This is a genomic window from Neorhizobium galegae (assembly GCF_017877135.1).
GTDB classification, from domain to species: Bacteria; Pseudomonadota; Alphaproteobacteria; order Rhizobiales; family Rhizobiaceae; genus Neorhizobium; species Neorhizobium galegae_A.
Genome location: NZ_JAGIPH010000001.1, coordinates 804,163 through 816,880, shown reverse-complemented (window position 1 = coordinate 816,880; position 12,718 = coordinate 804,163). Strand labels below are relative to the sequence as shown.

11 protein-coding genes and 1 tRNA gene are annotated in these 12,718 nt (G+C 63.6%); 6 read left to right on the top strand and 6 right to left on the bottom strand.

The window, feature by feature from the left end:
* Nucleotides 1-184 precede the first annotated feature (184 nt).
* Nucleotides 185-499 carry a hypothetical protein gene (locus J2858_RS04080; RefSeq protein WP_210103437.1) on the top strand — a complete coding sequence of 105 codons (315 nt, stop codon included), beginning with the start codon at nt 185-187 and terminating at the stop codon, nt 497-499.
* Nucleotides 500-705: 206 nt separating this feature from the next.
* Here the strand turns inward: J2858_RS04080 and J2858_RS04075 are convergent, their stop codons facing one another.
* The 4 genes from J2858_RS04075 to J2858_RS04060 form a co-directional block, all read right to left on the bottom strand.
* Nucleotides 706-2,796: a DUF6538 domain-containing protein gene (locus J2858_RS04075; protein ID WP_210103436.1), complete on the bottom strand. Its 2,091-nt coding sequence runs from the start codon at nt 2,794-2,796 to the stop codon at nt 706-708.
* Nucleotides 2,797-2,953: 157 nt separating this feature from the next.
* Nucleotides 2,954-3,027, bottom strand: a tRNA-Gln gene (locus tag J2858_RS04070).
* Nucleotides 3,028-3,488: 461 nt separating this feature from the next.
* Nucleotides 3,489-3,746, bottom strand: a complete 258-nt coding sequence (locus J2858_RS04065) for a hypothetical protein (RefSeq protein WP_210104179.1) — start codon at nt 3,744-3,746, stop codon at nt 3,489-3,491.
* A gap of 93 nt (nt 3,747-3,839) precedes the next feature.
* On the bottom strand, nt 3,840-4,160 hold the full coding sequence (locus J2858_RS04060) for a hypothetical protein (protein WP_210104178.1): 321 nt from the start codon (nt 4,158-4,160) through the stop codon (nt 3,840-3,842).
* Between J2858_RS04060 and J2858_RS04055 the strand changes: the two genes are divergently transcribed.
* A complete protein-coding gene (locus J2858_RS04055; protein ID WP_210104133.1) occupies nt 4,062-5,612 on the top strand; it encodes a Ppx/GppA phosphatase family protein in 1,551 nt (516 codons plus the stop codon). The two genes, J2858_RS04060 and J2858_RS04055, sit on opposite strands and share 99 nt — an antisense overlap.
* Nucleotides 5,609-6,397 (top strand): RlmE family RNA methyltransferase, encoded by a 789-nt coding sequence (locus tag J2858_RS04050; RefSeq protein ID WP_245365536.1) that lies wholly within the window; start codon nt 5,609-5,611, stop codon nt 6,395-6,397. Before J2858_RS04055 ends, J2858_RS04050 begins: the two co-directional genes overlap by 4 nt.
* Before the next feature lie 21 nt (nt 6,398-6,418).
* On the opposite strand, the gene J2858_RS04045 is transcribed toward J2858_RS04050, so the two are convergent.
* Entirely contained in the window at nt 6,419-7,828 is a 1,410-nt protein-coding gene (locus tag J2858_RS04045; protein WP_210103435.1) for a DHA2 family efflux MFS transporter permease subunit, read from the bottom strand.
* A gap of 197 nt (nt 7,829-8,025) precedes the next feature.
* Between J2858_RS04045 and J2858_RS04040 the strand changes: the two genes are divergently transcribed.
* Nucleotides 8,026-9,030 (top strand): MBL fold metallo-hydrolase, encoded by a 1,005-nt coding sequence (locus tag J2858_RS04040; protein WP_210103434.1) that lies wholly within the window; start codon nt 8,026-8,028, stop codon nt 9,028-9,030.
* A 60-nt stretch (nt 9,031-9,090) separates the two neighbouring features.
* On the opposite strand, the gene J2858_RS04035 is transcribed toward J2858_RS04040, so the two are convergent.
* Complete coding sequence (locus J2858_RS04035; RefSeq protein ID WP_210103433.1) at nt 9,091-9,978, bottom strand: SDR family oxidoreductase; 888 nt, start codon at nt 9,976-9,978, stop codon at nt 9,091-9,093.
* Between the two features lie 98 nt (nt 9,979-10,076).
* On the opposite strand from J2858_RS04035, the gene J2858_RS04030 reads away from it, so the two are divergent.
* Nucleotides 10,077-10,928 carry a helix-turn-helix transcriptional regulator gene (locus tag J2858_RS04030; protein ID WP_210103432.1) on the top strand — a complete coding sequence of 284 codons (852 nt, stop codon included), beginning with the start codon at nt 10,077-10,079 and terminating at the stop codon, nt 10,926-10,928.
* Nucleotides 10,929-11,154: 226 nt separating this feature from the next.
* Nucleotides 11,155-12,645 (top strand): IMP dehydrogenase, encoded by a 1,491-nt coding sequence (gene guaB, locus J2858_RS04025; RefSeq protein WP_210103431.1) that lies wholly within the window; start codon nt 11,155-11,157, stop codon nt 12,643-12,645.
* Nucleotides 12,646-12,718: the final 73 nt, after the last annotated feature.

Here is a 12,718-nt window from a genome sequence, read left to right as displayed (position 1 = left end):
AAACAAATTGGGGAATTTTGATTCAGACCTGCGGGCGACCGATTCCAGACCCTGTAAATCCGATTCCGCCAATCGGCGCTTGCGCCGCTCGCCCGGCGCCTCGACCATGGAAGGGGGCCAGACAACAGGAGGCCCCATAACGGCAGGCCGACCAGATGAGGCCGACACGGTGAGGGAAGAGATCATGAGCATGAAGGCGGCACGGCAGCGGCAGAAGGCCCTTCGCGATGCCAATCGGAAAGCCCGGCGTCCGGATCGGGACGACGTCGCAAGGGTGGCGTTGTACTGGCTGATCCGCAGGGCCGTCGAGAAGGGCGAGACGGCCGAGCTCGAAAAATTCCAGGACGTCATCGTCGCCATGCTGGCCCAACAAGGCTTCGACGAAGGCGAGAGCGATGCCGTGTTCGATGACCTCGTCGCGAAATACAGCTCCGGCGGCCTGCCGTTCCGCAGGAAGACCCATCTGCTGTTTCCGGACGCGGTCGAAGACGACGCCTGAGCGTCGGTGTCCGCAACCCTCAGGGCCGTGGCCTCTGCCAAGTGCCCCGCGTCACGGCGTACGCTGTTCGGATGCGTTCTCCCCCCATTACTTCGTAAAACGCCGTTTGATTCTGAATCGGAATTCCAGAGTGCCACGCGGTTTGGCTAGCTGTTGCGCGACGCCTTCGATGCCGTGAGCCCGGAAATCATTTCCGCCTCGATCATTCACTTCTTGCCTTCGCGTGCCCACGGAGGTGGTTGCTTGTTTTCGATCCAGGGAAGGAGTTGCAGAGGCTTCCGTTCGATGTCCGACGTGATGACAGGATAGTGCTTCAAGGCGTCCCGCATCAGCGGAAGGCCGGCCGGATTGGTGTACCGCGTATTGGTTTCGCTGCCTTCGCTCAGGCGTCCGGAAATGTCGTCGATCACCTCAGTCGGAACACCCGCCTGCTTCAACGTATCGGCCATGCCATGCCGAAGCGCGTGAATGGCGCGCCCCCACATTTTCTCGCCAAGCGCTCCCTGCATGACAGGAACGAAGGTGTCGTAGAACCGATTGCCCGGATCGTTGTCCGTCTTGTCCGAGAAAAGGTCCGGGAAGAGGGCCTCGTATCCCAATCGCCTGATGGCCTGGACGTAGTCGATGAACCCAAGTCGCACCAGTTCATCCGGCAGAGGCAGCAAGCGTTGCGACTGCGTGGTCTTCAATCGACGGATGCTGTTCGTGCGTAGAAGGATGACATAGCCATCATCGTCTTTGGCAATATCGTTCACATGAAGCCCGGCGAACTCCCTGCGTCTCGGTCCCAGGTAGGTGAAGAGAATGGGCAGAAAGTAGAGCGAATCATGAAAGACATACCTGCCGGGTTGCCGCCGTTTTCCGCGTAGATGGTCACGCGAACCGCAGTAGATGGGGCTTGAGAAAATCGGAACGATATCCTGCGGCTTCGGCTTGTATTGCTGCTGACGAATGTCTCCAGCCTTGGGCTTTCTCGGCCGGATCCCTTCGAAGGTCCAACTCTCAATTTCGAAGCCGTGGCCTTTCAGATGTTTGAGGAAATGGCTGAGGTTCCCAAGGTGCTTGCGGATCGTCGCGGCGGCCAGCCCGACCTTGGGTTTGGTGCCGGACGCCTCCGCCGCGCGGCGCATCTCCTGGCCCTTGGCGCGCAGTTCCGGCGCCGACATCACCCGCATCCGGCTGCTGCGGCCCCAGTCGATGGGAATGTCGTTGAAGTGCTTGCGCAACAGGCCGATGTGATATTGCTCGATCTGCCCGGAATGCTTGACGCCATGTTCAGCAAGCACGAACTGGAACATGCGTACAAGAGCCTTGGCATCACGGGCAGTCTCCGCCGTCCACTCCTTGCCCATGTTGGCGATAAGCTTGTCACACTCCTGTTCGAAGTCCGAAACGGCGACCACGCGTTGCTCGGCATCCGAAGCGTTTGAGGTCGCCTGTTTGCGCGCGGCTGAGCGCGGGGCCAGATCGAGACAGGCGGTTACCGGATCTTTTGGCGCGGCAGTCAGAGCTGATGCAGTTTGTGGTTCAGCCGCCCGAGGCGTTGGCGCAGGATCAGATCCCTGGGGTCGGGGGTCGGCCGCCTTTACTTCGGTCGTTGGTGCCAGGGCTCTTCCGCTGCCCGTGAATTCGCTCTGGCCTTTGTCCACCAGTTCATGACGCTCTGTGATGTCGAGAAGGGCCGCGGCGCGCCCTTCGAAGACCTTCGGCATGGCGCGCTGACGATTGGCGACGGTGTCGTCGATTTCAAAATTGTAGATCAGCCGTCGGATGCCGTCTTCGAAGCCGGGGCTGCGGGCGATGGCGAGTTCCGCCCTGTAGTTCGCCCTGATGGCATCGACATGCGTTTGCGGGACGTCCTTGTTCAGCAGATAGGTGAGACCAGCGCAGCCCGCCTCCAGGGTCAGCTCCACCCGGCTTCCGAACTTCGCGACGAGCTGGCAGGCCCAGCCAGCCTCGAGATCGAGTTCCATCTCGACGACGTCGCCGCCGCGCCCGTTGCGGCGGGCCATCATGTTGATGTCGTCCAGCCGTTCGAGTTCCTTGTCGCGCTCATGCTCGAACGGTTTCTGGAGCTGCTGCTTGGACATCGCTTCCTTCGAATGCGTCTTCAATTCGGCCAGCCGCGTATTGAGCTTTCGGCCAATGATCTGAGCCTTTTTATGGTCGGAACAATGAAGGCTAAGTGAAAGCCGGCTGCCGGGCTGGCAGTGAGTAAAAGCGGCCGGAACCCGGGGGCGCCAGTAGAAGATGTTTCCGCGGCGGGTGAGATTCTCGACCTCGTGGCGCACAGCCATGACGAACAGACCCTGTATCGAGACCGAAGGTTCGACCGCGCCGAATTCGGCTGGGCATCACCTTTGGGCATCAGTTCTGGGCATCAGGTCGCCAATGATGCCAAAACGGGATCCGGCGCGGCTGGAAAAATCAAGGATAACAGGAATTTGGGAGAATTGGCTGGGGAACCTGGATTCGAACCAAGATTAACGGAGTCAGAGTCCGTCGTTCTACCATTGAACTATTCCCCAGTCCGTCGAAACGCGAGCGTTTCGGACTGTGCGGTTGATGGCTTTCGGGTGGGTGCCGAAGGCCGAACCGTGTCGGTGGGCGCCTTGTAACAGATTTTCCGGGTCGATCAAGGGGCGATTTCCGACTTTTTCGCTCGTGTGCGCAAAGGTCGTGAGGACGAGGTCGAGGGTCGGTTGACGGCCGGGGACGGTGGCGGGTCGTGTGTCCCTGGTGCTTTGAGGTCCCCACCTGCATGCCATTCGCGCTGGCGCGGGGAGCGGGCCATTGGCGCAGGCGCGGGGGGCGGGCGAGACGGCGCGCAGCGGCTTTGACAAAGCCATTGGCGAAATCGTCTGCGGCTGTTATCCTCTTGCCAACGAAACGATTAACGCCGCAGCGGGCCGAACGGCTCTTGCGCGGCACGATGGATAGATCAGTGATGAACCCCGACAGCGGCGGCAAGCCGCCCGAAGGCGGGGCGTCAGCAGCAGGACGACCGGACAAGAAGGCCGGACGTCGCCGAAAGGCCAAGCGGAGCGGCAAGCCGCCGTCCGCAGCAGTTGCGCATGGCATCGACCAGGGCGAGCGCCCGGATGCCCGACGCCCGCAAAGCACGGACAGTGCACCACCGCGCAAGCGAAAGCGCCGTCGCGCGCGCGCGCCGAAGGATATGGCCGGCAAGGCGCAAACCGTAGCGGCGGACGGTGAACCGGTGGTGACGCAACCGCACCGTCTTCATTCGACCGTATCGGCCCTCGCCGCGGGCATGACATCGGGTGTGGCCTCAGGATCAAAGGTAGACACGCAGACATCGGACGACCGGGGCGCACCGTCAGGGCGCAAGCGCCGGCGTGGCCGGGGCAAAAGCGAAGCGCGCAGCCTGCAGGGACGTCCGCTTGCCGCCTCCGGGCGCGGTGGGCGGTCCGGGCACGGTCATGGTGGACAGGGGCACGGTGGACAGGGGCACGGTGGACAAGGGCTGGGCGGTCACGGCGGTCCTAGTCATGGTGGTCATGCCGGCCAGGGGAATGCTGGCCAGGGTGGCGGGCAGGACGTGGACCTTGCGGCGGGCGGTCACGGCGGTGCGCCGGACCAGGGCCGAACGCATGCCGCGGTTCACGGGCAGGCGCCAGGGTCTGCGGCACACCATCATGACGCGTCGCACCTTTCTCACGCAGAGTCACAACCCTCCGGTGGAAACAGGCACGGCTCTCAGCCGGGTGGCGCCTTTGAGCGCGGTGGTCCGCATGGATCGGCTCATAGGGGTGGAGTGCAGGCTGCAGGCGGCCAAGGTTCCTCCGGAAAAGCAGGGCAGGGTAGCCACGGCGGCCGGGCGGGTGGTCCGTCTCATGGCGCCCACGGTGGGCATGCCCATGCGGCTTCGGGCAAGGGGTTGCCGTCAAAGCCCGCCCATGGGGGCCCGCACGACGCCCGCGGGCGCAACGGACATGGCGGTGCCGGGGCGCATCAGGGGGGCCATCATGGAGGCCATCAAGGCGCGCATCCGGGGCTGTCGGTGCCGCACGGCGTTTCGGGCCGAACCGCCGCCGATCGCGGTGCTCCGGATGATCTTTATGCAGCGCTTGATCTTGGCACGAACAATTGCCGCCTTCTGATTGCCCAGCCGACGCGGCCGGGGCAGTTTCGCGTCGTCGATGCGTTTTCGCGCATCGTCCGGCTGGGGGAAGGGCTTGCCGCGACGGGACGCCTTTCCACCGAGGCGATGGACCGGGCCGTGGAAGCGCTGCGCATCTGCGCGCTAAAACTTGCCAACCGGCCGATCCGCAAGATGCGGCTGATTGCGACGGAGGCCTGCCGGGCTGCCGCCAATGGCGAGGAGTTTTTGGCGCGCGTCACCCGCGAAACCGGGCTGGAGCTGGAAATCATTGACCGGGAAACCGAGGCGCGGCTTGCCGTGTCCGGCTGCTCGTCGCTGGTCGGGCGCGAGGCGCGCTCCGTCGTGCTCTTCGATATCGGCGGTGGATCCTCAGAAATCGCCGTCATCCGCATCCGCGCCAACCGCTCCTCGCGGCTTGCGAACCACATCACCCACTGGACCTCGCTGCCGGTCGGCGTCGTGACATTGTCGGAACGCCATGGCGGGCAGAATGTCACGCCCGCAGTGTTTTCGGCCATGGTCGAAGAGGTCGAAGGCATGCTCGCCGGCTTCGAATGCCCGGCGCTTGGCGGGGAAAGTGCGCGTCCGGAGGAAGATTTCCACCTGATCGGCACATCTGGCACGGTCACGACGCTTGCCGGCGTGCATCTCGATCTGCCACGCTATGACCGGCGCAAGGTGGATGGCCTGTGGCTTTCGGATGCGGAAGTCAGCGCCATGCAGGAAAAGCTCCTGTCCTGGGATTTCGAGGGTCGCGCGGCCAACCCCTGCATCGGGCCGGATCGCGCTGATCTGGTGCTTGCCGGCTGCGCCATTCTGGAAGCGATCCGCCGACGCTGGCCAAGCCAGCGCATGCGGGTTGCCGATCGCGGCCTGCGCGAAGGCCTTCTGACCGATATGATGGCGGATGACGGCGTCTGGCGGCGCTTTCGCGGCCGCCGCCCCGGCGATAATGCGGCACGCGGTGCCACGGAGAACCATCGATGACCAAGGCTCCCATCGGCCGCAAGCTCGGCCAGAAGGTCCACAAGGGCAAGCTGAAGGCGTCCTCGCGCCGCTGGCTCGAGCGGCATATCAACGATCCTTACGTGCAGCGCGCCAAGATCGAGGGCTATCGTGCCCGCGCCGCCTTCAAGCTTCTCGAAATCGACGAGAAGAATCAGGTGCTGAAGGGCGCGCGCCGCATCATCGATCTGGGGGCCGCCCCCGGCAGCTGGTCGCAGATCGCCGCCAAGGTCACCGGCTCCACCGATAGCGATATCCGTGTCGCCGCGATCGATTTTCTCGAAATGGCGCCGCTGCCGGGGGTGAAAATCCTGCAGCTCGACTTTCTGGATGAGAATGCCCCGGCGCTTCTGATGGAGGCCGTCGGCGGCACGCCGGATCTCGTCATTTCCGACATGGCGGCCCCCACCACCGGCCACCAGAAGACAGACCATCTGCGCACCATGCATCTGTGCGAAGTCGCAGCCTATTTTGCCGTGGAAGTGCTGGCCGAAGGCGGGCATTTCCTCGCAAAGACCTTCCAGGGCGGCACGGAAAAGGACCTGCTCAATATGCTGAAGCAGAATTTCCGCCAGGTGCTGCATATCAAGCCGGCTTCGTCGCGCCAGGAATCGGTGGAAATGTTCCTGCTCGCCAAGGGGTTCAAGGGCCGCAAGGACGGCAGCGTCATGGGCCGCTACCGCGACGAGATGCACCGCGAAAACGGTCTTCTGGAAGACGCCGGCGATCCTCGCCGGCCTTATCCGGACGAGGACGACGAGGCCTGAGCTTTCGGGCGGGTTTCAGGTCTATTCGCCCGGCGCTTCGGCCGGCCGCGCCGCATAGCGGCGATGGCCGGAAACGCCGGCACCGGCGCCGGCATCGAGCGGCAGAAGCGGTAGAAGCGAGGCGAGCGACACCACCGACACCAGGAAGAAGGCAAGGTGGAAATCCGCCAGCTGCAGGTGCGAGCCCGACAGATAGGACGAGGCTTCCAGCACGAAGGCGGCAAAGGCCACGCCGAGCGCAAGGCTCACCTGCTGCAGCACCGAACTGATCGAGGTCGCCTGGCTTGCCTCGTCATCCTCGATTTCGGAGTAGCTGAGCGCATTGGTGCCGGTAAAGAACATCGAGCGGGCAAGGCCGGAGGCAAACAGGAAGAGAATGATCACGCCCTGCGGCGTCTGGGCTGTAAAGAAGCCGTTCACCGCAGTCGTTGCCGCACCGGCAACGCTTGCGCCGATGAGCGTCATCTTGAAGCCCGTCGAGGCAAACAGCCGCTTGGCAACGAATTTCACTGTCAGCGCCCCAAGTGCGCCGGCAAAGGTGGTGAGGCCCGACTGGAACGGCGTCATGCCGAAGGATAGCTGCAGCATCAGCGGCATCAGGAAGGGCACGGCGCCGGTTGCGATGCGAAACAGCGTGCCGCCGGTGATGGCGGCGCGAAAGGCCTGATTGCGAAACAGCGTCAGCTTGAGGATCGGGGCCGGGTGCGTGCGGGCGTGGCGCAGGTAAAGCCCACCGCAGACAAGGCCAATCATGGTGGTGACGATCCCCACGATCGGCGGCAGCGCCGGAAGGCTGACGACGGAAAGCCCGAACACGGTGCCGGCGGCCGTCAGCGAAATCAGCAGGAAACCGTAAAGGTCGATCGGCGGCGCGGCGCGCCGTTCGATGTCGGGCAGGTAGATGGTGGAAAGCCAGACGCCGGCAAGACCCACCGGCACGTTGATGAGAAAGATCCAGTGCCAGGTGAAATAGGTGGTGATGAAGCCGCCGACCGGCGGCCCTGTCAGCGGGCCGACAAGGGCTGGAATGGTCAGAAGCGCCATGGCCGAGACCAGATCCTTCTTCTCCGTCGTCCGCAACAGAACAAGCCGCCCGACAGGCGTCATCATCGCCCCGCCCATGCCCTGCAGGAAGCGCGCCAGGACGAATTCCACGACCGACGAGGAAACCGCACAGCAGATGGAACCCACCACGAAGACGAGGATCGCCACGCGGAAAATGCTTTTTGCGCCGAATTTGTCGGCCATCCAGCCGCTGATGGGAATGAACACGGCAAGCGCCACCATGTAGGAGGTAAGCGCCAGCTTCAGCGTGATCGGCCCGACGCCAAGGTCGGTCGCGATGGCGGGAAGGGCGGTGGCGATGACGGTGGAATCCATCTGCTCCATGAAAAGAGCGACGGCAAGAATGAGGGGGACAATCCGGTTCATGGCGGGCATGCTTTGCGAAACTTCGGCTGGCGTCTTCCTACGCCTCGTTTGGGCGTCCGGCTACTGGATTTCGGGGGCTCTGGCATGGCTATCACGACTACGTGACAGGCGTTCTCCTTTGCATGTCTTTGCCATATCTGTTGCTGCGACCGGTCACGACGGCACACGCGCATTCGGTCTGCGCATGGGAGGTGGCAATGACGCAGTTTCAAATGGGGCGGCGCGCGCTTCTGGGCACGGCGGGGGTGGGCTTTCTTGCTGCACCGGCGGTTCTGTCCGGACGCGCCCTGGCGCAAGCCAGCAGCACACAAACCTCGACGGATAGACACATGACAAAAGTCCTGCCGGCAGATACGCACAGTTTCAAGCTTGGAGAATTTGAGGTGCTCGTGGTGAAGGACGGCGCGCGCGCCTCCGGAAAGCCCGGCGAAACCTTCGGCACCAACCAGAAGGAGCAGACGGTTTCTGCGCTTCTGGAGCAGAATTTCCTGCCTAAGGACAATTTCGTCAATTCCTTCTCGCCGACACTGGTCAATACCGGAAGCGACCGGGTGCTGTTTGATACCGGCTTTGGTGAAAACGGCCGAGCCGCCGGCAATGGCCGTCTGCTGGAGGGCCTTGAGGCTGCCGGCTATCGCCCGGAAGATGTGACCGTGGTGGTGCTGACGCATCTGCACGGCGATCACATCGGCGGCCTGATGGAAGGCGGCAAGCCGGCCTTTCCGAATGCGCGCTACATCATCGGCCAGGTGGAATATGATTTCTGGAGCAGCTCGGCGCGCCAGGGAACGGCAGCGGAAGGCGGCCACAAGGCGGTGCTTGCCAATGTCAAGCCGCTCGCCGAAAAGGCCACTTTCATCGGCAAGAGCGCAACCGTGGTCAGCGGCATTACCAGTCTGGAAGCCTTCGGCCATTCGCCCGGCCACATGATCTACAATATCGAATCGGGCGGGCGTTGCCTGGTTCTGACGGCCGATACGGCAAACCACTTCGTGCTGTCGCTGCAGCGGCCGGACTGGGAAGTAAAGTTCGACATGGACAAGAAGGCGGCCGCCGCAAGCCGCAAGACGGTGTTCGACATGATCGCGAACGATCGGATTGCCTTCCTCGGCTATCACATGCCGTTCCCGGCCGTAGGCTATGCGGAAAAGCATGAGACGGGATACCGTTTCGTGCCCAAGTCCTACCAGTTCGACATCTGATGGCCTGCACCTGACCCTGCGGTCCTTGTCCGCGGGGTCAGGTGAAGACGATTGGGCAGATCAGGCGCCATCATCCAGGTTGCGGATGTCGTCCAGCAGGCTTGGCCCCTGCGGATGCCAGCCCAGCAGCTTTTGCGTCGCCGCACTCGATGCGACGAAGTCGCTTTCCAGGAAATGCGACAGCCAGCCGAAATGGGCCGCCGCCTCATGCTCCAGAGACACGACGGGAAGATTGAGGCGCTCGCCGATGGCTGTGGCAATCGCGTTAAGGGGAACACCCTCCTCGGCCACCGCATGGTAACACCCGCCGGGCTTTTTCTCTTCAAGCGCCAGACGATAGAGCAGGGCCGTGCTCTCAAGGGGAGCCGCTGACCATCGGCCGGCCCCATCGCCCAGCATTGCAGAGACCCCGGTGCGCCGGGCAAGATCGATCAGGGCCGTCACAAGGCCCTGCTTGCGGGTGTCGTGAATCTGCGACAGACGCACGAAGGATACGTTGAGACCGCGATCCAGAAGCGTGCGGCCGGCCCGTTCCGAGGCAATCCGCGGGTTTCGATTGTGGGTGTCAAAATGATCCTCGATGGCCGGCTGTCCCGGCGCCACCATGCCAAGGCCCGTGACCGAGGTGATCACGAAGGGGCGATCAGAGCCGTTGAGGGCGGCGCCAAGTGCTCCGATCACCCGCGCATCCTTCTCGCAATTGGCGGCAAAGTTCGAAAAATCATGATCGAAGGCTGTGTGGATGACGGCGTCGCAGCTGGCGGCACCCTTGGCCAAACCATCGGGGTCGCTGAGGTCGCCATGAAAAACCTCCGTACCCAGCGCCGCGAGTGCCTCTGCGCCGGTCCTTGAGCGGGTGACCCCGAGCACCTGATGTCCTGCCTCAATGAGATTGCGTGCCACTTCCGAGCCGATGAAGCCGGTTGCGCCGGTTAGAAAGATCCGCATGGGTTCGTCTCCTGTCTTGTCTGGAGAGCCTGATGCACCTAGACTTCATCCTGTTAAAGTAGTGACTTTATCATGGTATAAGACCTAACAGGTTCGCGATGACCAAAGCCCCCGATACGCTCGGCACCTATCTGCGCGACCGCCGCCTGCGGCTCGATCCGGCAAGCTTCGGTTTTTCCGGCAGCCGCAGACGCACGCCCGGCCTGCGCCGCGAGGAGGTGGCGCAGCGCGCCAATATCAGCCCCACCTGGTACACCTGGCTGGAGCAGGGGCGCGGCGGCGCGCCTTCGGCAGACGTTCTGAACCGCATCGCCAATGGCCTGATGCTGACGGAACCGGAGCGCCAGCACCTGTTCATGCTGGGGCTCGGCCATCCGCCCGAGGCCCGCTATCGGCCGGTCGAGGGCATTTCACCCCGCCTGCAACGCCTGCTCGATGCCATGGACACGACGCCTGCCATCGTGCGCACCGCCACCTGGGATGTCGTGGCCTGGAACGGGGCCGCCTGCGTGGTGATGACCGATTACGCGACCCTGCCGCCGATGGAGCGCAATATCCTGCGTCTGGTGTTCTGCAATCCCCGTGTCCGCGCCGCGCAACAGGATTTCGACGGTATTGCCCGCTTTGTGGTGGCCGCCTTCCGGACCGATGCGGCGCGTGCCGGTGCCAGTGCCGAGATCACCGATCTGGTCAGCGAGCTCAGCGCCCGTAGCCCGGATTTCGAGCGCCTGTGGAACGACAACGATGTCGGCCTGCATGGGGAAGGCACCAAGCGGCTCAACCATGCGATCCTCGGGCCGATCGAGCTTGAATATTCTGGTTTTGCCGTGGATGGCCGTCCCGATCTCGGCCTCGTCGTCTACAATCCGGTGCGCAGCCAGGATGCCGAGCGTATTCGCGGGCTCGTCCGGAAGCGGCAGGCCGCCGCGGCCGGGGAGGTCGCCGGCTAAAGCGCGATCCGCGACGCTCGGGATGCTTGGGGAGCGACGCTCCTGTCGCGGCTGCCTTGAAGGGGCGGGGGGAGTGAAGGCCGTAACCAGATCCCGGTCCACGGTTTTTCCTATTCCCTTCCCGTCATAACCGTGTTACCTGCCCTCGCCAACTTCCCATTCCTGAAGATCGCCTCCGGTTAACCTCCCGCCGGACCGAACTTCCATTCATTAAAGGAAATTGGCCATGGCTCGCATTGTAGAATCAGCAACCGGCGCGGACGCGCTTACCTTCGACGACGTGCTGTTGCAGCCGGGACATTCGGAGGTCATGCCGGGCCAGACGAATATCGCTACCCGCATTGCCCATGATATTGAGCTGAACCTGCCGATCCTGTCGTCCGCCATGGATACGGTCACGGAAGGGCGCCTTGCCATTGCCATGGCGCAGGCCGGCGGCATCGGCGTCATCCACCGCAACCTGACGCCCGTCGAGCAGGCCGAGCAGGTGCGCCAGGTCAAGAAATTCGAAAGCGGCATGGTGGTGAACCCCGTCACCATCGGCCCGGAAGCAACCCTTGCCGAAGCCAAGGCGCTGATGAGCGCGCATGGCATTTCCGGCATCCCGGTTGTCGAGGGCGCCAGCCGCCCCGGCCGCCTCGTCGGCATCCTCACCAACCGCGACGTGCGCTTTGCCTCCGATCCGTCCCAGAAGATCTACGAGCTGATGACGCGCGAAAACCTCGTGACCGTCAAGGACGGCGTCGAACAGCAGGAGGCCAAGCGGCTCCTGCACAGCCACCGCATCGAAAAGCTGCTGGTGGTCGACAATGAAGGCCGTTGCGTCGGCCTCATCACGGTCAAGGACATCGAGAAGTCGCAGCTCAACCCGCATGCCTCCAAGGATGTGCAGGGCCGCCTGCGCGTCGCCGCCGCCATCTCCACCGGCGATGACGGGCGCGAGCGTGCCGAGCGCCTGATCGAGGCCGGCGTCGATGTGATCGTGGTCGATACCGCCCACGGCCATTCCCAGAAGGTTCTCGATGCGGTGGCGCAGGTGAAGAAGATGACGAACGCCGTTCGCATCATCGCCGGCAACGTGGCAACCGGTGACGGCACCCGCGCCCTCATCGATGCCGGCGCAGACTGCATCAAGGTCGGCATCGGTCCGGGGTCGATCTGCACCACGCGGATCGTCGCCGGCGTCGGCGTGCCGCAGCTCGCCGCCGTCATGGCCGCCGTTGGCGAAGCCAGCAAGCATAACATTCCCGTCATCGCCGATGGCGGCATCAAGTTTTCCGGCGACGTCGCCAAGGCGATTGCCGCCGGCGCCTCGGCCGTCATGGTCGGCTCGCTGCTCGCCGGCACCGATGAAAGCCCGGGCGAGGTCTATCTCTACCAGGGCCGCTCGTTCAAGGCCTATCGCGGCATGGGCTCTGTCGGCGCCATGGCGCGGGGCTCGGCCGACCGCTACTTCCAGGCGGAAGTGCGCGACACGCTGAAGCTGGTGCCTGAAGGTATTGAAGGCCAGGTGCCCTACAAGGGCCCGGTCTCGGCCGTGCTGCATCAGCTGGCCGGTGGCCTCAAGGCCGCCATGGGCTATGTCGGCGGCAAGGACATCGTCGATTTCCAGGAAAAGGCCACCTTTGTGCGCATTTCCGGCGCCGGCCTTCGCGAAAGCCATCCGCATGGCGTGACGATCACGCGCGAAAGCCCCAACTATCCGGGCGGTGCCTGAGGGTTCCACCATCCGTCCGACAGCAACGCGGTTGGCAATGTCTGCCGGCCGCCCAGTCTTTCCTCGCGGTGCG